Consider the following 20,659-nt stretch of genomic DNA (forward strand, 5'->3'; position numbering starts at 1 on the left):
CCGCTCTCACCCCGCGGCGGCGCGCAAGACCTCCTCGGTGCAGGAGGCCAGCAGGCGGTCGTGGGCGTGGTCGAGGGCGAAGACGCGGAACTTGACGATCTTGGAGGGGATGTAGGCGAACAGCTCGGCCATGGATTCCTTGGTGATGATGCCGGTGGAAGGGTCGTAGGTGTGGATCTGCTTCTTGCCCATGGCCATGGGGTTCTCGGGGCGCGAGTCCTGGCTGGCCATGTCCACGCGGAAGACCAGGTCGCGCCGGTCGGCCGGCAGCGCGGCGCGCACGCGCGCTTCCCAGTCGCGCACGCCGATGGCGTCGAGCCCGGCGTCGAGCTCCGACCCCGCGAGGCTCCGCTCGTAGGCCAGCCGCCACTTGAGGTCGCGGTCGAGGATGCGCCCCCATTCGCGCCCCAGCGGCGTGCCGAGCCGGCGCCAGTGTGAGACCTCCTGCAAGAGCGACCAGTCCGTCAGGTGCAGGTACCGGTCCATGTGCTCCAGGGGATTCCCCGGCGCGATCCGCGCCATGGTCTCCGGAAACAGTTCCTGCAGGTGCGCGTCGATGGCCCGGGTGGTGCGGTGGAAGTAGACGTTTTCGTAGAGGTACTTGCGCGCGTTCAGGAACATCGTGAGAGCGCCCTCGCCGGAACGGTGCAGCGTGAGTCCCTTGGGCGAGATGAACGTGTAGTACATCAGCCGTTCGCGGTCGATGGGGCCGATGGCCACGCCGCACATGTACGAGTCGCGCGACACGTAGTCGAGGTTGTCGAAGGTGAGGATGCCGTTGGTCAGCGGCTGCAGGAAGCGCACCCAGCGCGGGCGCGCGGGGTCGTCGTCGGAGTCCTTCTTGATGGGAAAGGCGATCTCGTCGGGGTCCAGTTCCTCGCCCTCGGCGAAGGGGCCCGACGGGCTCCGGCGGATGCCGCGGATGAGGTCGCCCAGGTGCTCGCGGATGATGACCTGGGAGAGGTCCTCGTGGATCAGTCCGTGATCGCTGAGGAAGTGGTTGTCGAAGAAGTGGCAGAACGGGCCGTGGCCGACGTCATGCAGCAGCCCGATGACGCGCATGTACGCTTCCACGTAGTTGGCGGAGGGGCAGTCCTCGCCCAGGACATTGTGCAGGGACGGGTACAGCCCGCGGGCGAAGGCCCCGGCCAGGTGCATGGCCCCGAGGCAGTGCTGGAAGCGGCTGTGCTCCGCGGAGGGGTAGACCCAGCGCGCGCTCTGGAGCTGGAAGATGTAGCGCAGGCGCTGGAACCAGGGAGAGTCGATCAGGTCCTTTTCCGTGACCTCGCCCGGTTCCTCGGGCACGGTGAAGGGGATGTAGCGGTGGATCGGGTCGGCGATGAGCGAACAGCCATGGTAGTCAGAGCGCATGAACAGCCCCGGTTTCTCCTCGGACCCGCGGAGCCCTCACCGCTTCGGGCTCACGTTGCATCAACGGCCCGGTTGACCCTCATAACTCGAACCCCACCTGGGCGGTCCATTGGTCGCCCATCTTCCCCAGGTGGCTCGAGCGCTCGTTGACCGCGGCGATGGTTTCGCGTTCTTCGTGGCGGTCGGGATCGAATTTCTCACCGCGGCCCTCCGCGCGCACGAAGAACTCGCCGGCCTCGTGAATCGTGAACTCCTTCAGCACGTAGCCGCTCGCCTGGTACTCGTAGAGCAGCTCGCGAATCCAGTTTACCATGAGGTCGTCGTGGTCCACGCCCTCCACCTCGATTGTGACGCTCTCCGGCGCCTCCACGGCGTCGAGGTCCACGAGCAGATCGAAGAGCGCGAACCCCGCGTCCGCCAGCACCCGCGGCAGGGAGTCGCCCGTGAGCCGGACACTCAGCTCCGACGCCCGTCGCAAGACCCGGTATTTCTTTTCTTCATCGGCCATTTCAATCCCTGTTGATCAGCGACGCGGCGTAGCCGGCGCCGAAGCCGTTGTCGATGTTTACCACGGTGACCCCGGCGGCGCACGAGTTGAGCATGGCCAGGAGCGCGGACAGGCCATGGAAGCTGGCGCCGTAGCCGACGCTGGTGGGTACGGCGATGACCGGCCGCCGCACCAAGCCGGCCACGACGCTGGGCAGCGCGCCTTCCATGCCCGCCACGACGATCAGCAGCGCCGCCTCGGTGAGTTGCCGGTGGTGCCCGAGCAGCCGGTGCAGGCCCGCCACGCCCACGTCATAGACCCGTTCCACCCGGTTGCCCATGATTTCGCTGGTGACCGCGGCCTCCTCGGCCACCGGGATGTCCGAGGTGCCGGCGCACACCACCGCGATGGTCCCCTTGCCCTTGAGCGGCGCGTCCTTGGCGCGCCACGTGGCCGCGTGCGCCTCGCGATGGAAACGGAAGCCCCGAAGCCGCGGCTTGAGCGCGTCCATCTTCTCATCGGACAGGCGCGTGATGAGCACGTTCACCGCGCGTTTGCGGATCGCCCGGGCGATGGCGGCGATGTCCGCCACCTCCTTGCCCTCGCCCAGGATGACCTCGGGAAATCCCTGCCGCAAGGCCCGGTGATGGTCCACCTTGGCGAACCCCAGGTCCTCGAAGGGAAGGTGCCGCAGCCGCTCCAGCGCGTCGTCGACCGCCACCTCGCCGCGCCGGACGCGATTCAGGAGTTCTGTAAGTTGTTCTTCGTCCATGGTGAACCAAATTCCGTCATTCCCACGCTACTCCCGCCATGTCCACCGGTCCGACTCCACCGTCAACCGATCCTCCGGCCGTCACCCGGTCCCTCCGGTCGTCACCCGGTCCCCCCGGTTCGTCACCCGGTCCCCCCGGCCGTCACCCGGTCTGCCCGGCCGTCACCCGGTCCCCCCGGTCGTCACCCGGTCCTCCCGGCCGTCACCCGGTCCCCCCGGTTCGTCACCCGGTCCCCCCGGTTCGTCATTCCCGCGAAAGCGGGAATCCAGGGGTGGGGCGGGGCGACACGGACGTACTCCCCGCCTCACCCCGCCTGGATTCCCGCTTTCGCGGGAATGACGAACCGGGGGGGACTCGACGACCCCGGGGGAATGAGGACCCCGGGGGACCGGTCGACGACCTGGGGGTTCGCGGGAATGACGTCCCTCCCGGCGTCCCTGAAGTGGTCGTATCCCCCCGCGCTCAGGGGCGCGCATTCCCCACCGGCGTCCACCAGCGTGACGCCGCGCTTCCGTGGCACGCACTCGCCGATGCGGGTGATGGGGACGCCGGCGCGGCGGGCGACGCGCTCCACGCTCTTGCGCGCGTCCGGAGCCGCGGTGAACAGCAGTTCGTAGTCTTCGCCGCCGGCGAGCGCGCACCAAAGATCGTCGGGCCCGGCGACCCGGACGAAGGCCGGCGACAGTGGTACCCGCGCCTGGTGCACCACGGCGCCCGTGCGGCTGGCCCGGCAGATGTGGCCCAGGTCCTGGGCGAGGCCGTCGCTCACGTCCATCATGGCGTGCGCCAGGCCCTCCCGGGCCAGCAGCATGCCGGTCTTCACGCGCGCGCTGGGGCGGTGGTGCCGCCCGACCAGGTAGTTCCGGTCCCGCGCGGACACCTTGGGGCGCGGATCCGAAAGCAGCGCGAGCCCCAGGGCCGAGTCCCCCAGCGTGCCGGTGACGTAGATGTCGTCGCCCACCCGGGCGCCCGCGCGCGTCACCGCCCCGTGGGGCGCTTCTCCGGCGAGGAACACGTCGATGGTGAGCCGGTCGGCTGCGCAGGTGTCGCCCCCCACCAGCGCCACGCGGTGCTCGGCCGCCAACGCCTGGATGCCGTCGACCAAGGCGGCGGCCTGCCGCGTGTCGATGTCGGGAAGGGCCAGGGAAAGGAGGAAGAACGCCGGACGCCCGCCCATGGCGGCGATGTCGCTCAGGCTGGCGGTGAGGGATTTGTGTCCGAGATCCCGCATCGAGATCCACTCCCGGTTGAAGTGGACGCCCTCGATGAGCAGATCCGAGGTGAACAACAGTGAGTCGCCGGCGGTGGACACCCAGGCGGCATCGTCGCCGATGCCGAGCCGCACCCCGCGCCGGCGTGGGGTCTTGCGTTGGATCAGGTCGATGAGCCCGAATTCTCCCAGGTCGCGGAGTTTCATGGGCGACGAAGGGCTTTCCTGGCGGCGCTCCACTACGCGTTCGCCGGCACCGTCCTGTCCCCCCCGCTCTTGGGGCGGCTGCGCCGGGCCTGCTTCTTGGCCTTGGCGGCGGTCCCGGAGCCGGTCCCCTTGCTGGGTGCGCGGCCGGGTTTGTCGACGAAGGCCACCTCCAGCACGTCGGTCATGTTGCGCGCCAGGATGAAGTTGAGCTTGTTGCGCAGCGGACGCGGGATCTCTTCCAGGTCCTTCTGGTTCTGGAAGGGGATGGCGACGGTCTGGACCCCGGAGCGGAAGGCGGCCAGGCACTTTTCCTTCAGGCCGCCCACGGGCAACACCCGTCCCCGGAGCGTGATCTCCCCGGTCATGGCGATGTTGCGGCTTACCGGCCGTTTGGTCAGCGCCGAGATGAGGGCGGTGCCCATGGTGATGCCCGCGGAGGGGCCGTCCTTGGGGATGGAGCCCGAGGGCACGTGAATGTGGATGTCCTGCTTCTGGTAGAAGTTCTCCTCCAGCCCGAGGTTCTTGGCCTGGGCGCGGGCGTAGCTCACCGCGGCCTGGGCCGATTCGCGCATCACCTCGCCCAACTGGCCGGTGAGGGTGAGGTTGCCGCGGCCTTTGGAGAGCGATGCCTCCACGTGCAGCAGCTCGCCCCCGGCGCTGGTCCAGGCAAGGCCCGTGGCCACGCCGATCTCGTTCTGCTCCTGGGTCTCGGTGAGGAAGCGCGGCGGCCCGAGGAACTGGTGCAAGTTGCGCCGGGTGACGCGCGTGCGCGCGGTGCGGCCGTCCGCCACCTTGCGCGCGATCTTGCGGCTGATGGCCGCGATCTCCCGTTCCAGGTTCCGCAGCCCGGCCTCCCGCGTGTACTGCTCGATGATGCGCAGCACCGCGTCCTGCGAGATGTCCAGCAGTTCGGCGGAGATCCCCGCCTCCTGGCGTTGCCGCGGGATCAGGAAGCGGCGCGCGATCTCCAGCTTCTCCTCGTTGGTGTAGCCGGAGAGGTGGATGACCTCCATGCGGTCCCGCAGCGCGGGCGGCACCGTGTCGAGCAGGTTGGCCGTACAGATGAACAGCACGCTGGAGAGGTCGAAGGGCACGTTCAGGTAGTGGTCGCTGAATGCGTGGTTCTGCTCCGGGTCGAGCACCTCCAGCAGCGCCGCCGACGGATCGCCGCGGAAGTCGTTGCCGACCTTGTCCAGCTCGTCCAGCATGAATACCGGGTTGTTGGAGCCGGCCTGCTTCATCCCCTGGATGATGCGGCCGGGCAGGGCGCCCACGTAGGTCCGGCGGTGGCCGCGGATCTCCGCCTCGTCGCGTACCCCGCCCAGCGAGATGCGCACGAAGTTGCGCCCGAGGGCGCGCGCGATGGATTTACCGAGGGAGGTCTTGCCCACCCCCGGCGGGCCGACGAAGCACAGGATGGGGCCGCGGATCTTCTTCCGCAGCTTGTTCACCGCCAGGTATTCGAGGAACCGCTCCTTGATCTTCTCCAGGTTGAAGTGGTCCTCGTCGAGGACTTGCTTGGCCTTCTTGAGGTCCAGGTTGTCGTCGGTGCGCACGCTCCAGGGAAGCTCCACCATCCAGTCCAGGTAGGTGCGCACGAGGGAGGACTCGGACGACTCCGGGTGCATCTGTTCCAGCCGCTTGAGCTGCTTGTCGGCCTCCTTCTTGACCTCCGGCGGCATTTCGGCCTTGTCGATCTGGTCCTTGAGCTCGTTCATCTCCTCGGTCTTCTCGTCGCCCTCGCCGAGTTCCTGATGAATCTGCCGGAGCTGCTCCCGCAGGAAGTACTCCCGCTGGGTCTTGCTCATCTCGTCCTTGGCCTGGTTCTGGATGCGCGCCTGCATGGTGGCCAGCTCGAGCTCCCGGGTGAGCAGCTCGTTGACCTTCCGCAACCGCTCCACCGGCTCGTAGATTTCGAGGATGGCCTGGCTCTCCTCGATCTGGAGGCGCAGGTTGGAGGCCACCAGGTCGGCCAGCACGCCGGGGTCCACGACGTTGTCGGTGACCATGACGATCTCCGGCGGCAGGCTCTTGAGGTTGAGGATCTGCTCGATCTTCTCCTTGACGTTGCGCATGAGCGCCTCGACCTCGATGGACACCTCGATGACCTGAGGCTCGATGACCTTCTCGATGCGCGTCTCGAAGTAGGGTTCTTCCCGGACGAACTCCTGGAGGATGCCCTTGGTCATCCCCTGCACCAGGATCTTCACCCGGCCGTCGTCGAGCTTGAGCATGCGCAGGACGGTCGCCACCGTGCCCACGCGGTAGAGGTCGTCCGCCGTGGGGTCATCCTCGGCGGCGTCCTTCTGCACCACGAGAAAGATGTGCCGGTCGCGCTCCAGCGCCTCGTTGACGGCGTTGATGGACAGCTCCCTGCCGATGAACAGGGGGATCATCATGTAGGGATAGATGACGATGTCCCGGATGGGCAGGAGCGGTATGATGTCCGGGATCTCGCTCACGGGCCGGTCGTCGACGAGCGCCGCGGCATCCTTGTCGGAGTCTTCCATCGATGATCCTCAGTCGAAGAGTTCCTTTACCTTCTCGAAGAACCCTTTTGCAATAGGCTGGCCGTCGTCGCCGTCTTCTTCGGCGAATTCCTGCAACAGCTTCTTCTGGTGGCCGGTCAGGCGCGTGGGCGTTTCCACGACCACGCGCACGTGTTCGTCCCCACGGCGGCTCCCGTGCACGTCCTTGATGCCCTTGCCCTTGAGCCGGAACACCGCGTTGGACTGGGTCCCCGCGGGGATCTTCATCTTGACCTTGCCCTCCAGCGTGGGCACCTCGATCTCCGCGCCGAGGGCGGCGTGGACGAAGGAGATGGGCATGTCGCAGATGACGTCCTGTCCGTCGCGCGCGAAGATCGGATGATCCTCCACCAGGATGACCACGTACAGGTCGCCCGGCGGGCCGCCGCGGAGGCCGCCCTCGCCCTCGCCGCGCAGCTTGAGGCGCGATCCGGTGTCGACGCCGGCCGGGATCTTGACGTTGATGGTGTGGAACTTGCGGGTCAGGCCCACGCCGCCGCACGCGGCGCACGGGTGGGCGATCACCCGGCCTTGGCCGCCGCACTGGCCGCAGGTGCGCGATACCGTGAAGAACCCCTGCTGGAACGCCATCTGCCCCGAACCCTTGCAGGCGGGACAGGTCTCCGGCGACGTGCCCTTCTCGGCGCCGCTGCCCTCGCACTCGTCGCACGGGCCGTGACGCGGGATCTTGATCTTCTTCTCGGTGCCGAAGGCGGCCTGCTCGAAGGTGACCTCGAGGTTGTAGCGCAGGTCGTCGCCGCGCTGCGCCCGGCTCCTGGTCCGGCCCCGCGGCGACCCGCCGAAGAAGTCCCCGAAGATGTCGCCGAAGATGTCCTCGAACCCGCCGGTGAAGTCGAACCCCCGGGCGAAGGGGCCGGCATCGCCGAACGCGGCGTGGCCGAACTGGTCGTACTTGGACCGCTTCTCGGGATCGGACAGCACCTGGTAGGCTTCGGACAGCTCCTTGAACTTCTCCTCGGCTGCCTTGTCGTCCGGGTTTCGGTCCGGATGGTACTGCAGCGCCAGCTTGCGGTACGTCTTCTTGATCTCGTCCTCGCCGGCGTTGCGGCTCAGGCCGAGGATTTCATAGTAGTCCTTCTTGTCCAATATAGGGTCCCATCAAGAGCCTGCGCCTACTCCTTGACCTCCTCGAAGTCCGCGTCCACCACGTTGTCGTCGGGCTTGCCGCCGTCGGCGCCCGGCGGCGGCGTCTGCTGCCCGGGATCCTGCTGCGCCTGCTGCTGCGACGCCTTGGCGTACATGGCTTCCGCCAGCTTGTGGGAGGCCTGGTTCAGCTCCTCCGACGCCGCGCGCATGGCCGCGGCGTCGTCCCCCTCCAGCGCCTTCCTGGCCTTCTCCAGCGCCGCCTCGATGCCTGTTTTGACCTCGGCGTCGAGGTCGTCGCCGTACTCGTTCAGGGACTTCTCCGTGGAATAGACCAGGGAGTCGAGCTGGTTGCGCGCCTCGGCCGCTTCCTTACGGTTCTTGTCGTCCTCGGCGTGGACTTCCGCGTCCTTCACCATGTTGCGGATCTCGTCCTCGCTGAGGCCGCTGGACGCGGTGATCTTGATGGACTGCTCCTTGCTCGTCCCCAGGTCCTTGGCCGACACGTGCACGATGCCGTTGGCGTCGATGTCGAAGGTGACGTCGATCTGCGGCAGGCCGCGCGGGGCCGACGGAATGCCCTCCAGGTTGAACTGGCCGAGAAGCTTGTTGTCCCGCGCCATCTCGCGCTCGCCCTGGTGCACGCTGATGGTCACCGAGGGCTGGTTGTCCGCGGCCGTGGAGAACACCTGGTTCTTCTTGGTCGGGATGGTGGTGTTGCGCTCGATCAGCTTGGTGAACACGCCTCCCAGGGTCTCGATGCCCAGGGACAGCGGCGTCACGTCGAGCAGCAGCACGTCCTTCACGTCGCCCGTGAGCACGCCCCCCTGGATGGCGGCGCCGATGGCCACCACCTCGTCCGGGTTCACGCCCTTGTGCGGCTCCTTGCCGAAGGTCTTCTTCACCCGCTCCTGCACTGCCGGCATGCGCGTCATGCCGCCCACCAGGATGACCTCGTTGATGTCGCCGGGGGAGTAACCGGCGTCCTGCAGCGCCTGCCGGCACGGTCCCTCGGTACGGTCGATGAGGTCGGCGCACAGGGCCTCGAGCTTCGAGCGCGACAGCTTGATGCTCATGTGCTTGGGGCCGCTCTGGTCCGCGGTGATGAACGGCAGGTTGATGTCGGTCTCCACCGAGGTGGAGAGCTCGCATTTGGCCTTTTCCGCCGCTTCCTTGAGGCGCTGCAGCGCCATCTGGTCGCCGCGCAGGTCGATTCCCTGGTCTTTCTTGAACTCGTCGGCCAGGTAGTCGATGATGCGCTGGTCGAAGTCCTCGCCGCCCAGGAAGGTGTCGCCGTTGGTGGCCTTCACCTCGAAGACGCCGTCGCCCAGTTCCAGGATGGAGATATCGAAAGTGCCGCCGCCCAGGTCGAACACCGCGACCTTCTCGTCGGTCTTCTTGTCCAGCCCGTAGGCCAGCGACGCCGCGGTGGGTTCGTTGATGATGCGCTTCACGTCGAGCCCGGCGATGCGTCCGGCGTCCTTGGTGGCCTGCCGCTGGCTGTCGCTGAAGTACGCCGGCACGGTGATGACCGCCTCGGTGACGGGCTCGCCCAGGTAGTCCTCGGCGGTCTGCTTCATCTTCTGCAGGATGAAGGCCGAGATCTCCGGCGGGCTGTAGCTCTTGCCGCGGCTCGTCACCCAGGTGTCGCCCTTGTCGGAGCGGGCGAGCTTGTAGGGCAGGACGGCCGCGGCCTTCTGCACCATGGGGTCCTCGAACGCGCGCCCGATCAGGCGCTTCACCGCGAATACGGTATTCTCGGGGTTGGTGATGGCCTGACGCCGGGCGATCTGCCCCAGCAGCCGCTCGCCGCTCTCCGAAAACGCCACCACCGAAGGGGTCGTGCGGCTTCCCTCCGCGTTGGTCAGCACCTCGGGCTCGCTGCCCTCCATGATCGCGACGCACGAGTTGGTCGTTCCGAGATCAATGCCTATGACCTTTGCCATTTCCAGGTCTCCTTGCCGTTCCGATGTCTTTCGACGTGGAATCTAATCATCGGCCGGGTCGTTTTCAACCGTGTTTTCGGCCTGTTTCGCAGGGGTTTTGGCGACGCTCACCAGGGACGGCCGCAGCAGCCGGTCGTTCAGGTAGTAGCCCCGATGGGCCTCGTCCACCACCGTGTTGGCCGCGTGCTCGGCGGTCTCCACCTGAGCGAACGCCTCGTGCTTCTCCGGGTCGAAGGATTCGCCCTTGGCCGTGACCTGAATCACGCCGTGCTTCTGGAGCGCTTCGAGGCAGCTCCGGTGCACGAGGGCGACGCCGTCCAGCAGCGACTGTCCGTTGTCGTCGGTCAGGCCGTGCTCCATCGCCCGTTCGAGGTCGTCGATGACCGGCAGAAGATCCCGCACCAGCGACTCGTTGGCGTAGCGGATGGCGTCCTGCTTTTCGCGCGCCACTCGCTTCTTGTAATTTTCCGTCTCCGCCGCCTGCCGCAGGAACTGGTCCTCCAGCCGCCGCGCCTCTTCCCTGGCCGCCGCCAGCTCCTCGGTCAAGCGCTCGACCTCGGAAGGCTCCGGCGCCGCGTCGTCGGCCGCTGCTCCGGCGTCCGTCTGGTCCGCCGTTGCCTCGCCCTCCACGGCCGCTTCGGTTTCGTCCTTTTCTTCTTGCATCATGGGTTCGTCGGCTGTTTGGCTGCCCTGGGAAACCGGCCCGCGGATACAGTAGGGCATCCGCCGAGACAACGGCCGTGAGAAGGTAATCACCGATCAGGGCCGTGTCAAGGTGGCGGAATCAAACGCCGGAACGGGCGGAAGTGGGTGTTTCCGCGCGACTTTTTGGCGGGGTTCGTGTATACGTGACAGGAGTTTGACGTTTGTGCGGCGCGCCTGGAGGGGACGAACGGCCGGGGCGCCGCGGGGGGTTGCGTTGCCGGCGATACGGTCGAGCCCGGCCATCGTTTTGCGGTCCTGGGCTTACGGCGAATCCGACAAGATCGTCTCTTTCCTGACACGGGATTTCGGCAAGATCCGGGGCATCGCCAAGGGAGCCAGGCGCTCCCGCAAGCGGTTCCTGAACGTCCTGGAGCCCTTCACGCTCGTCCAGTTGCGCTTTCACGAGCGCCCGCACAGCCCGCTGGCGTTCGTCCACGCGTGCGACTGGGTGTACGTGTTCCGGGCGATCGCCAGGGACCTCGCCAAGATCGCGTACGCCTCCTACCTCGTGGAGATCACGGACGAGTTGACCCGGGAGGGCGACGACAGCCTGTCGCTGTTCGACCACCTGCGCGCCGGGCTCCGGTTCCTGGAAGAGAACGCGGCTTCGCCGGGGTTCCTGACGGCCTTCGAGCTGACGCTGCTGCGGTTCGCGGGGTTTCAACCCTTTCTCGAGCGGTGCCAGCGATGCGGCCGCGGCCCCGGCGGCGACAACGGCCAGGGGAGCGTCCGCTGGGGCTTCAGCCCGGCGGACGGCGGCGTCCTGTGCCACGCCTGCCGCGACTATCGCCGGGAGGCGGTGCCGCTCTCGGCGGAAGCGCTGGGCGTGCTCACCCACATCCAGCGGCACGGCTGGACCGAAGGCGAGGCGCCGGCGTCGCTCCAGCCGGCCTTGCGGGAGGCGCGCGCGTTGATGCCCTTGTTTATCCAGTACCAGATTAGTAAGAAGCTCAAGTCCGCGGCCTTCCTGGACGGCCCGTTCCGGTAGACAGGAGAACCACAGCACCCATGAACCAACACGCGACGATGGAAAAGGTCGTCAATCTGTGCAAGCGGAGAGGATTCATCTTTCCGTCCAGTGAGATTTACGGGGGAATCGGCAGCACCTGGGACTACGGGCCCGTGGGCGTGGAGCTCAAGCGCAACGTCAAGGAGGCGTGGTGGAAGGCGGTGGTGACGGGGCGCAACGACACGGTGGGGCTGGACGCGTCCATCCTGATGCATCCACGCGTGTGGGAGGCCTCGGGCCACGTGGCCGGCTTCTCGGACCCGCTGGTGGAGTGCAAGGTGTGCCACCACCGTTTCCGGGAGGACCACGTGGACGGGGCGGGGTGCCCGGACTGTGGCGGCGAGCTTACCGCGGCGCGCCAGTTCAACCTCATGTTCAAGACCTTCATGGGGCCGGTGGAGGACACCGCCAGCACCGTGTTCCTGCGGCCCGAGACCGCCCAAGGCATCTTCGTCAACTTCCAGAACGTGCTCGACACCGCGCGCCAGAAGCTCCCCTTCGGCATTGCGCAGATCGGCAAGAGCTTCCGCAACGAGATCACCCCCGGCAACTTCATCTTTCGCACGCGCGAGTTCGAGCAGATGGAGATCGAGTACTTCGTCAAGCCGGGGGAGGACGAGGAAGCCTTCCAGTCCTGGCAGGAAGCGCGTCTCCGGTGGTACGTGGACAACGGCATCCGCGCCGAGAACCTGCGCATCCGCCCCCACGGCGGCGACGAGCTGGCGCATTACGCCAAGGCGTGCGTGGACGTGGAGTACGAGTTCCCGTTCGGCTGGTCCGAGCTGGAGGGCATCGCCAACCGCAGCGACTTCGACCTGAAGCAGCACATGGAGTACAGCGGCAAGGACATGACCTACTTCGACGAGGCCACGCGCAGCCGCTACATCCCCTACGTCATCGAGCCCTCCGCGGGCGTGGACCGGCCGCTGCTGGCGTTCCTGGTGGACGCCTACGACGAGGAGGAGGTGGAGGGCGACCGCCGCGTGGTGCTGCGCCTGGACCCGCGCCTGGCACCGTACAAGGCGGGCGTCTACCCGCTGCTGCGGAAGGAAGGCCACCCCGAGCGCGCGCAGGAGATCCGCGACATCCTGAAGGAGCACTTCCCGGTGGTCTATGACCAGGCCGGCTCCATCGGGCGGCGCTACCGCCGGCAGGACGAGATCGGCACCCCCTTCGGCATCACCGTGGACCACGACACCCTGAAGGACCAGACCGTGACCCTGCGCGACCGCGACGCCATGACCCAGGTGCGCATTCCCGTGGACCGGCTGGTGGAAGAGATTCGGCGGCGCATGGACCCGCGGACGAGGGCGAGCTGATGGCGCGGCACGTCTACTCGTTCGGGGCGGGCAAGGCCATGGGCGGGGCCTCCATGCGCGAGGTCCTGGGAGGCAAGGGCGCGGGCCTCCACGAGATGACCCGTCTGGGCGTGCCGGTGCCGCCCGGCTTCACCATCTCCACCGCGGTCTGCAACCACTTCGACGAGCACGACAACACCTATCCCGCGGGCCTGGAGCGGGAAGTGGCCCGCGCCATGGCGGGGGTGGAGAAGACCATGGGCCGGCGTTTCGGCGACGGCGGCAACCCGCTGCTCGTGTCCGTGCGTTCGGGCGCGCGCGAGTCCATGCCCGGCATGATGGATACGGTGCTCAATCTCGGACTCAACGACGATACCGTGGCCGGCATGATCGAGCGCACCGGCAACGCGCGCTTCGTGTACGACTCCTACCGCCGCTTCGTGCAGATGTACGGCGACGTGGTCCTGGGCATGAAGCCCGACAAGGCCGAAGCCCACGACGTGTTCGAGACGCTGCTGGAGCGCAAGAAGAAGGCGCGCGGCGTGACCGACGACACCGCCCTGACGGCCGACGACCTGCGGGACCTGGTGGACCAGTTCAAGGACGAGATCCGGCGGGAGCGCGGCGTGGGCTTTCCCGAGGACCCGCTGGAGCAGCTCTGGGGCGCCATCGGCGCGGTGTTCGGCTCCTGGAACAACGACCGCGCGGTGGCCTACCGGAAGATGTACGGCATCCCCGACGCTTGGGGAACGGCGGTGAACGTCCAGGCCATGGTGTTCGGCAACATGGGCGACACCTCCGGCACCGGGGTGGTCTTCACGCGCGATCCGGCCACGGGCGAGCGGCGTTTCTACGGCGAGTTCCTGATGAACGCCCAGGGCGAGGACGTGGTGGCCGGCATCCGTACGCCCCAGCCCATCAGCGAACTGGCCGGCGTGCAGCGCAAGGCCCACCGCGAGCTGCAGCGCATCGCCGGGGTCCTGGAAGCGCACTACCGCGACATGCAGGACCTGGAGTTCACCATCGAGGACGGCCGGCTCTGGCTGTTGCAGACCCGCACCGGCAAGCGCACCGGCTTCGCCGCGGTGCGCATCGCCGTGGACATGGCGGACGCCAAGCTCATCACCCGTGACGAGGCCCTGCGGCGCATCGAGCCCGAGCACCTCAATCAGGTCCTGCGGCCGGTCTTCGACCAGGCCGCGAAGGAGCGGGCCCAGGCGAGGGGCAGGGTCCTGGGGCAGGGACTTCCCGCTGGCCCGGGAGCGGCCACGGGGCGGGTCGTGTTCCACGCCGCCGACGCGGCGGCGCGGCGCGCCCGCGGGGAAGACGTGATCCTGTGCCGGGTGGAGACCAGCCCGGAGGACATCCGCGGCATCGAGGCGGCCCGGGGCATCCTCACGGCGCGTGGCGGCATGACCTCCCACGCCGCGCTGGTGGCGCGGCAGCTCGGCACGGTGTGTGTGGTGGGTTGCGACGCCCTGGCCGTGGACTACCGCGCGGGAGAGGCCCGCCTGGGCGGCGCCGTGCTCAAGGAAGGAGACTGGCTGTCGCTGGACGGCAGCACCGGCGAGGTCATCCTGGGGCAGCTCAAGACCCATCCCTCCGACGTGCTGCGGGTGCTGCTCGACCGCAGCCGCGAGGCCGCCGGGTCGCCCACGTACCGGCGCTTCGCCAAGCTCATGCGCTGGGTGGACCAGACCCGCCGGCTCGGCGTCAAGACCAACGCCGACCTGCCGGAGCAGGCGCGTATCAGCCGGGATTTCGGCGCCGAGGGCATCGGCCTGTGCCGCACCGAGCACATGTTCTTCGAGGCGGAGCGCATCCACGCCGTACGGGAGATGATTCTCGCCGACGACGAGGAGGGGCGGCGCAAGGCCCTGGCCAAGCTGCTGCCCATGCAGCGGGGCGACTTCAAGGCGATCCTGGGCATCATGGACAAGCTGCCGGTGACCATCCGGCTGCTGGATCCGCCCCTGCACGAGTTCCTGCCCCAGACCACCGCCGACATCGCCGCCCTCGCCAAGGTGCTGTCCATCCGCCCCAAGACCGTGCGCGAGAAGGTGGAGACCCTGCGGGAGGCCAACCCGATGCTCGGGCACCGGGGTTGCCGGCTGGCCATCTCGTTCCCCGAAATCGCCGAAATGCAGGTCCAGGCAATCTTCGAGGCGGCGTGCGAGTTGCGCAAGGAGGGCAGGGACCCGCGCCCGGAGGTGATGATCCCCCTGGTGGGCGGGCTGGAGGAATTCCACCTCCAGCGGGAGATCGTCGAGCGCGTGGCGCGTGACACCATGGAGCGCTACGGCGCCAAGGTGCGCTACGCCGTGGGGACCATGATCGAGCTGCCGCGCGCCTGCCTGGTGGCGGACGAGATCGCCCGGGAAGCGCAGTTCTTCTCCTTCGGCACCAACGACCTGACCCAGACCTGCCTGGGGCTGTCGCGCGACGACGCCGGCAAGTTCCTGCCCCACTATGTCGCCCAGGGCATCCTGCCCGAGGATCCCTTCGTGACCATCGACGAGCCCGGCGTCGGCAGGCTGATGGCCATCGGGGTCGAGAAGGGCCGCGGCGCCCGCCCGGACCTCGACGTGGGCATCTGCGGCGAGCACGGCGGCGACCCCAAGTCCGTCGGCTTCTGCCACGACCTGGGCCTCGACTACGTGAGCTGCTCTCCCTACCGCGTGCCCATCGCCAAGCTCGCCGCCGCCCGCGCGGCACTGCGCGACAAGGGTTAGAGCCGTCGGCGGTAAACCCGCCGCCGGCTGCCTTTACCCCGCGACCTTTTTCATCCTTCACAACAGACATCCCTATAGTCTCCCACCTGCCCGCCGATTCAGCCTGTAGGGGCGCGAACCGAAAGGGGCACTAACGCCCCGAACCGTCGAATGGCTGCGGGAGGGGATCCTCATGGAACTTTCGCTGGGAGATATGTTGGTGCGGGCGGGTGTGGTGACGCGCGAGGCATGCGGCCAAGCCGTGTCGGCGCAGCGCCGCCACGGCGGTAGCCTGGTAGCGGCGCTGGCGCGAGAGGGGACCGCCGATGAGGGGCGGCTCATGGCGTTCATGGGCGAACGGTTCGGGCTGGAGGAGACAAGCCTGACGTCGTCCGACGTGGACGAGGGCGCGTTCGGACTGCTGCCACTGTCTCTGTTGCGGAAACACCAACTGCTTCCATTCGCCCGAACGGGTTCGGTGCTGGATGTGGCCGTAAGCGATCCGACGGACCTCGCGGCGGTTGACGAGATCCGCTTCATGACCGGCCACGACGTGAGGACGGTGCTGGCGCGGCCCTCGACCATCGAGCGCCTCCTCGGGCAGCTTTCCGGCGCCTCCGACAGCGGCGCGCTCGTGCGCGAAGGGAAACCGGACGGCGGCGGTCGGGAGGCGGCCGCATCGTCTCCGGCCACGGGACGGCCGCGGGGCACCCCCGAGCCGGGCGCGGACACGACCGTGGTGGCGCTGGTGGATTCGTTGATGAAGGACGCGGTGGCGCGCGGCGCCAGCGACATCCACATCGAACCCTACGAGGACAGCGTGCGCGTGCGCTTCCGCATCGACGGGGTGCTGCGGGAAGTCATGACCCCGCGCCACGAGGTGAAGCACGCGTTGACTTCCCGCATCAAGGTGATGTCCGGGCTCGACATCGCCGAGCATCGCCTGCCCCAGGACGGGCGCCTGAAGCTTGAAGGAGCCGGCGGCGAAGTGGACGTGCGCGTCTCGGTCCTGCCGACGCGGTTCGGCGAGAAGGTGGTGCTGCGGTTGCTGCACCGGTCCGACCTCGTGACCAGCCTCGATGGGTTGGGACTCGATGCGCGCGACCGGGAACTCTTCACACGGGCCATGGGCAAGCCCGCGGGCATGATCCTGCTCACCGGCCCCACCGGCAGCGGCAAGTCCACCACGCTCTACGGCATGCTCTCGGAGCTGAACCGGCCGGGCGTCAACATTTCCACGGCCGAAGACCCGGTGGAGTACCACCTGGCGGGAATCAATCAGGTGCAGACCCATGCCGACATCGGGCTCACGTTCGCCGCCTGCCTGCGGGCGTTCCTGCGCCAGGACCCCGACATCCTCATGGTGGGGGAGATCCGGGATGCCGAGACCGCGCGCATCGCGGTCAACGCCGCGCTCACCGGTCACTTGGTCCTCACCACCCTGCACACCAACGATGCGCCTTCGAGCGTGCACCGGCTCCTGGACATGGGTGTGGAGCCCTATCTCATCGCCTCGGCCGTGACCATGGTGGCGGCCCAGCGCCTGCTGCGGCGGGTGTGCGACGCCTGCCGAGTGCGCGCGGCGTCGCCGGAGGGCGTGCCAAAGGCCTCGGGCGCTTGGGCGGAGGAGGTGCGCGACGTCGAGGACTGCCGTGGGGCGGGTTGTCCGGAATGCCATCATACGGGCTACCGCGGGCGCGCGGCCATCTATGAGGTGATGACCTTGACCGAGGAATTGCAGAGGCTGGTCCTGGGCGGCGCGCCCGCGACGGAGCTCAAGGCCTCGGCGGTGGCACAGGGCATGCGCACCTTGCGCCAGGCCGCCGTCGGCAAGGTCGGGCAGGGGGTCACCACCGTCGAAGAGGCGTTGCGCGTGACCGACGCGGACACGGCCGGGTAGTCCAATGGCGCTGTACCGATGGCAGGGCAGGAACCGCGAGGGGCGGCTGCTTCGTGGCGAGATGGAGGCGGCGGATCCCGCCGCGGTGGCGGCCGAGCTGCGCCGGCGCCGGATCCAGCCGCTCCCCTCCGGCATCCGGGAGAAGGGCAACGGACTCCGCCGGGAGATCGCCATTCCCGGGCTCGGGCCCCGGGTGGGCGCCGACGACGTCGTCATGCTGGCGCGGAACTTCGCGGTCATGATCGAGGCCGGCGTGCCCGTCGTCGACTGCCTCGGAGTGCTCGCCGACCAGACCGAGAACAGCGCCGTGCGCAAGGCGGTCCAGGCCCTGCGCCTCGACGTGTCCAACGGCATGACCCTGACCGCCGCCATGGCGCGGCACCCGCGCCTGTTCGACGCCATGTTCGTGCGCATGGTGGCCGCGGGGGAGCATGGCGGCGTCCTGGCCGAGGTGCTCTCCCGTCTCGCTCTCTTCATCGAGCGCTCCGCGCGGCTCAAGCGCAAGGTGCGCACCGCCATGGTCTATCCCGCCGCCATCGTCGCCGTGGCCACGGCGGTGGTGGCGGTGCTGCTCCTGTACGTGATTCCGGTGTTCGCGGAGATCTACCAGGGCATGGGGCGGGCACTGCCGCCGCTGACCGAGCTGACCATCGCCGTGAGCCGGGGAGTGTACGACTACGCCCTGTTCCTCCTGGCCGGTCTGGCGGCGGTTCCGCTGGCCCTGCGCACGGCCTGCCGCACCGAGGGCGGCCTGCGCGCGGTCCACCGGTGGCTGCTGCGCCTGCCGCTCCTCGGCGACCTGCTGCGCAAGGCCGCCATCGCGCGCTTCAGCCATAACACCGGACTCTTGTTGCGTTCCGGCGTCACCCTGCTCGACAGCCTCACCGTCACCGCCGGGACCGCCGGCAACAAGGTCCTGGAGCGGGCCGTCCTGGAGGCCCGCGACGGGCTGGAACGAGGCCGCACCTTCGCCGAGCTGCTGTCGGCCAGCGGGCTGTTCCCCGCGATGGTGTGTCACATGGTCGCCGTGGGCGAGAGCGTCGGCGCCCTCGACACCATGCTCAACCGGGTCGCGGCGTTCTACGAGGAAGAGGTCGACCGCGCGGTGACGCGGCTCACCACGCTCATGGAGCCGGCGCTTATGATCGTTCTCGGCGTCGTACTCGGAGGCATCGTCATCTCCATGTACCTGCCCATCTTTCAGATGGGCGGCATGGTTCACTGAGGAAGGAGTTCACGGATGAACACGTTCAGCGACGTAGAAATCATCAAGACCGGCAACCCCATCGCGGCGAGCGCCCAGGATGGCGCGAGCGAGGCGCGGGCGGCGAAGCCGCGAATGCGAGCCCTCGGGCGGATCGCCGGCTTCACCCTCATCGAGCTGCTGGTGGTCATCGCCATCATCGGCATTCTTGCCGCGGTGGCCATCCCGCAGTTCGGCGCCTACCGCCGCAAAGGCTTCGACGCCGACGCCCAGGCCAACGTCCGCAACATGGCCCTGGCCCAGGAGGCCTACTTCCTCGACAACAACACCTACGCCGATGACCCCGCCGCCCTCGGCGCCTTAGGCTACACGCAGAGCGCCAACATCCCCCCCGCCGTCACCGCCGCCGACGAGACCACCTTCGTCGTCACCGCCACCGTCGACGAAGGGTGCGGCGTAGACACGGGCGTCGCCACCTACGACCAAGCCACCGGCCAGGTCACCCTGGTGAACTGCGCGCCGTAGGGAAGGTGTGGCTGAGGTGGTCCCGAAAAATCGGCGTCACTGCCGTATGGTGAGCATGCACCGTGACGCCCTGATGGCGGCCATTTCGGCTATCCATGACAGGACGTTTGCGTCCAGTCCCGGTTCCATGAGCCCGTTGGCGACTTCCGCCGCGTGGGTCTTCACGGCCTCGCCGATCTCGGCGACCCGGCGGCGAATCAGCGGGAGGCCGAGGGTCGCGTCAGCCGCGAACGCGGCCCAGGCCCTGCGGTCCATCGCGTCCAGCGTCGACCGTCTGCCTATCTTCATGGCCATCCCGGGCGAGAGTTCGGGGTACGCGACCGTGGCCAACAGGTCGTAGAGCGGTGCCAGACGCGGACCGTCCTCGTCGTACAGGATCGAGAAGTTCTTGCCGTGGGCGTCGGCGTTCCCGACGATCAGGTTGAAGATTACGGCGTCGAGCAGCTTCAGGACGTCCACGGCGGGACGCAACGCTACCCGGCGCAGCAACGCGAAGCAGTCCTTGAGAGTGGGGCCCCCCTCGGCCGAGTATTTCCGTTCGGGGTTGATGGCGAGGGCTTGGCAGAAGTCTTCCTGATGGATGCGCCGTACGCGGCCGTCGGCGCTGGCGGCTCGGTCATAACGCGAAACCAGCAGGAACGTGCGGTGCCGCACCGAGCGGGGTTCGACTGGTGCGACGGCCAGCCCGGCCGCCGCCGCGAGACCCATGACGAAGGCTTCGTTCTCGGTGGTGCCGGGGAAACGCGGAATCGACGGCTTGAGGATGTGGGTGGTGGGTTGTCCGGGCGAGGGCAACGCGACCTCGCCGTCGACAAGGACCACGGGGACCTTCGTCTGGGAGCCGGCCAGCGACAGCCGCAGACCCTCTTCGCCGGCCAGTAGCGGACGCGTCGAGAGCGCATCGAGCCGATCCATCAGACCGGCTTCATCAAGGAGTCTCGGGTGAACCGCACCAGCGGGCCGAGGCAGCTCTCCAGGAGGCAGGAGTTGCAGGGCGCCGGCAACGTCGCCGCCGAGCTTGTCGAGAAGCGCGAAGTCGTTGCCGCCGGAGACGCCGAGCGCCCTCGCCACCGCTTGGCGCTGGCCTTCTTCCGGGAGGAGGCCGCCGAAGAACGGTCGGCATTCGCGGCGGGAATACGGCTCCGGGCGCTTGGGCAAAGAGGCCGACAAGGCCGGGGCGTCTTCACGTTGAAGCCAGTCGGGTGAATAGACGAAACCCAACTCGCCGTGGCGGTCTTGCGCGAGCCGGCCGACGACCGCGCCGTCCCACCAAACGTCGAGAGCGGGGCTCACGGGATTCGCCTTCCCTTGGGTTCGGGCGGCGGCGTGATGTCGAAGGTGCATCCGAGGGCTCGCAGGACCTGGAGGGCCTTGCCCATCTGCGCGGTGGGCTTGCCGGCTTCGAGGTCCACGATGAAGCGCACGCCCACGCCGGCGGTCCCGGCAAGCTCGAACTGTCGCAGGCCGGCCGCCTTGCGCGCGTTGCGCACGATGTCGCCGATATCCGCGGGGGTGAGGCTTCGAGCAGGCATGGGAATTTACCGCACGGGAAACTTAGCGAGAATTGCCGTATTCGTCAAGCAAAACTTCCCGAACGGGAACCCATACTTGCCACAGGCTGCGGACAACCCTACGGCTACCCGATCGGGAAATTCTTGGCGGAATCCTGTGTGGTGGCGGG

At 68.1% G+C, this 20,659-nt stretch carries 15 protein-coding genes and 1 pseudogene; 6 read left to right on the plus strand and 10 right to left on the minus strand.

Going from position 1 to position 20,659, the window contains the following annotated elements:
• Positions 1 to 6: 6 nt before the first annotated feature.
• From OXF11_10175 to grpE, 8 genes are all read right to left on the minus strand, one after another.
• On the minus strand, positions 7 to 1,371 hold the full coding sequence (locus OXF11_10175) for an HD domain-containing protein (protein ID MCY4487464.1): 1,365 nt from the start codon (positions 1,369 to 1,371) through the stop codon (positions 7 to 9).
• Between the two features lie 79 nt (positions 1,372 to 1,450).
• Complete coding sequence (locus OXF11_10180; GenBank protein ID MCY4487465.1) at positions 1,451 to 1,879, minus strand: archease; 429 nt, start codon at positions 1,877 to 1,879, stop codon at positions 1,451 to 1,453.
• 1 nt (position 1,880) lies between these two features.
• Positions 1,881 to 2,630 carry a nickel pincer cofactor biosynthesis protein LarB gene (gene larB, locus OXF11_10185; GenBank protein MCY4487466.1) on the minus strand — a complete coding sequence of 250 codons (750 nt, stop codon included), beginning with the start codon at positions 2,628 to 2,630 and terminating at the stop codon, positions 1,881 to 1,883.
• Between the two features lie 305 nt (positions 2,631 to 2,935).
• Positions 2,936 to 4,048, minus strand: a complete 1,113-nt coding sequence (gene thiL / locus OXF11_10190) for a thiamine-phosphate kinase (GenBank protein ID MCY4487467.1) — start codon at positions 4,046 to 4,048, stop codon at positions 2,936 to 2,938.
• Positions 4,049 to 4,080: 32 nt separating this feature from the next.
• Positions 4,081 to 6,558, minus strand: a complete 2,478-nt coding sequence (gene lon / locus OXF11_10195; protein MCY4487468.1) for an endopeptidase La — start codon at positions 6,556 to 6,558, stop codon at positions 4,081 to 4,083.
• Between the two features lie 9 nt (positions 6,559 to 6,567).
• The gene (gene dnaJ, locus OXF11_10200) at positions 6,568 to 7,683 is read right to left on the minus strand and encodes a molecular chaperone DnaJ (GenBank protein ID MCY4487469.1); all 1,116 of its coding nucleotides are present in this window, start codon (positions 7,681 to 7,683) and stop codon (positions 6,568 to 6,570) included.
• 26 nt (positions 7,684 to 7,709) lie between these two features.
• On the minus strand, positions 7,710 to 9,626 hold the full coding sequence (dnaK, locus tag OXF11_10205; protein MCY4487470.1) for a molecular chaperone DnaK: 1,917 nt from the start codon (positions 9,624 to 9,626) through the stop codon (positions 7,710 to 7,712).
• 42 nt (positions 9,627 to 9,668) lie between these two features.
• Positions 9,669 to 10,292: a nucleotide exchange factor GrpE gene (grpE, locus tag OXF11_10210; GenBank protein MCY4487471.1), complete on the minus strand. Its 624-nt coding sequence runs from the start codon at positions 10,290 to 10,292 to the stop codon at positions 9,669 to 9,671.
• Between the two features lie 253 nt (positions 10,293 to 10,545).
• On the opposite strand from grpE, the gene recO reads away from it, so the two are divergent.
• The 6 genes and pseudogenes from recO (at position 10,546) to OXF11_10240 (ending at position 18,687) form a co-directional block, all read left to right on the plus strand.
• Positions 10,546 to 11,319, plus strand: a complete 774-nt coding sequence (gene recO / locus OXF11_10215) for a DNA repair protein RecO (GenBank protein ID MCY4487472.1) — start codon at positions 10,546 to 10,548, stop codon at positions 11,317 to 11,319.
• Between the two features lie 20 nt (positions 11,320 to 11,339).
• Positions 11,340 to 12,659, plus strand: a complete 1,320-nt coding sequence (locus OXF11_10220) for a glycine--tRNA ligase (protein ID MCY4487473.1) — start codon at positions 11,340 to 11,342, stop codon at positions 12,657 to 12,659.
• On the plus strand, positions 12,659 to 15,370 hold the full coding sequence (gene ppdK / locus OXF11_10225) for a pyruvate, phosphate dikinase (GenBank protein ID MCY4487474.1): 2,712 nt from the start codon (positions 12,659 to 12,661) through the stop codon (positions 15,368 to 15,370). The genes OXF11_10220 and ppdK overlap by 1 nt, the downstream gene beginning before the upstream one ends.
• Positions 15,371 to 15,542: 172 nt before the next feature.
• Complete coding sequence (locus OXF11_10230; protein MCY4487475.1) at positions 15,543 to 17,249, plus strand: ATPase, T2SS/T4P/T4SS family; 1,707 nt, start codon at positions 15,543 to 15,545, stop codon at positions 17,247 to 17,249.
• Between the two features lie 4 nt (positions 17,250 to 17,253).
• Positions 17,254 to 18,474 carry a type II secretion system F family protein gene (locus tag OXF11_10235; protein MCY4487476.1) on the plus strand — a complete coding sequence of 407 codons (1,221 nt, stop codon included), beginning with the start codon at positions 17,254 to 17,256 and terminating at the stop codon, positions 18,472 to 18,474.
• Positions 18,475 to 18,588: 114 nt separating this feature from the next.
• Positions 18,589 to 18,687 (plus strand): annotated as a pseudogene (locus OXF11_10240) (prepilin-type N-terminal cleavage/methylation domain-containing protein).
• 327 nt (positions 18,688 to 19,014) lie between these two features.
• Here the strand turns inward: OXF11_10240 and OXF11_10245 are convergent.
• Both OXF11_10245 and OXF11_10250 read right to left on the minus strand, forming a co-directional pair.
• On the minus strand, positions 19,015 to 20,271 hold the full coding sequence (locus OXF11_10245; protein ID MCY4487477.1) for a type II toxin-antitoxin system HipA family toxin: 1,257 nt from the start codon (positions 20,269 to 20,271) through the stop codon (positions 19,015 to 19,017).
• Entirely contained in the window at positions 20,268 to 20,510 is a 243-nt protein-coding gene (locus OXF11_10250; GenBank protein MCY4487478.1) for a helix-turn-helix transcriptional regulator, read from the minus strand. The genes OXF11_10245 and OXF11_10250 overlap by 4 nt, the downstream gene beginning before the upstream one ends.
• Positions 20,511 to 20,659 lie beyond the last annotated feature (149 nt).

The sequence above is a fragment of the Deltaproteobacteria bacterium genome, assembly GCA_026712905.1.
In the GTDB taxonomy this organism is placed as follows: Bacteria; Desulfobacterota; Binatia; order UBA9968; family JAJDTQ01; genus JAJDTQ01.

What these genes read in the sequence shown, in the direction of transcription:
- OXF11_10220 (MCY4487473.1), top strand. Translation starts at nt 11,340, where the DNA reads ATGAACCAACACGCGACGATGGAAAAGGTCGTCAATCTGTGCAAGCGG.
- OXF11_10230 (MCY4487475.1), top strand. Translation starts at nt 15,543, where the DNA reads ATGGAACTTTCGCTGGGAGATATGTTGGTGCGGGCGGGTGTGGTGACG.
- OXF11_10175 (MCY4487464.1), bottom strand. Translation starts at nt 1,371, where the DNA reads ATGCGCTCTGACTACCATGGCTGTTCGCTCATCGCCGACCCGATCCAC.
- OXF11_10250 (MCY4487478.1), bottom strand. Translation starts at nt 20,510, where the DNA reads ATGCCTGCTCGAAGCCTCACCCCCGCGGATATCGGCGACATCGTGCGC.
- OXF11_10235 (MCY4487476.1), top strand. Translation starts at nt 17,254, where the DNA reads ATGGCGCTGTACCGATGGCAGGGCAGGAACCGCGAGGGGCGGCTGCTT.
- thiL (MCY4487467.1), bottom strand. Translation starts at nt 4,048, where the DNA reads ATGAAACTCCGCGACCTGGGAGAATTCGGGCTCATCGACCTGATCCAA.
- larB (MCY4487466.1), bottom strand. Translation starts at nt 2,630, where the DNA reads ATGGACGAAGAACAACTTACAGAACTCCTGAATCGCGTCCGGCGCGGC.
- OXF11_10180 (MCY4487465.1), bottom strand. Translation starts at nt 1,879, where the DNA reads ATGGCCGATGAAGAAAAGAAATACCGGGTCTTGCGACGGGCGTCGGAG.
- grpE (MCY4487471.1), bottom strand. Translation starts at nt 10,292, where the DNA reads ATGATGCAAGAAGAAAAGGACGAAACCGAAGCGGCCGTGGAGGGCGAG.
- ppdK (MCY4487474.1), top strand. Translation starts at nt 12,659, where the DNA reads ATGGCGCGGCACGTCTACTCGTTCGGGGCGGGCAAGGCCATGGGCGGG.
- dnaK (MCY4487470.1), bottom strand. Translation starts at nt 9,626, where the DNA reads ATGGCAAAGGTCATAGGCATTGATCTCGGAACGACCAACTCGTGCGTC.
- lon (MCY4487468.1), bottom strand. Translation starts at nt 6,558, where the DNA reads ATGGAAGACTCCGACAAGGATGCCGCGGCGCTCGTCGACGACCGGCCC.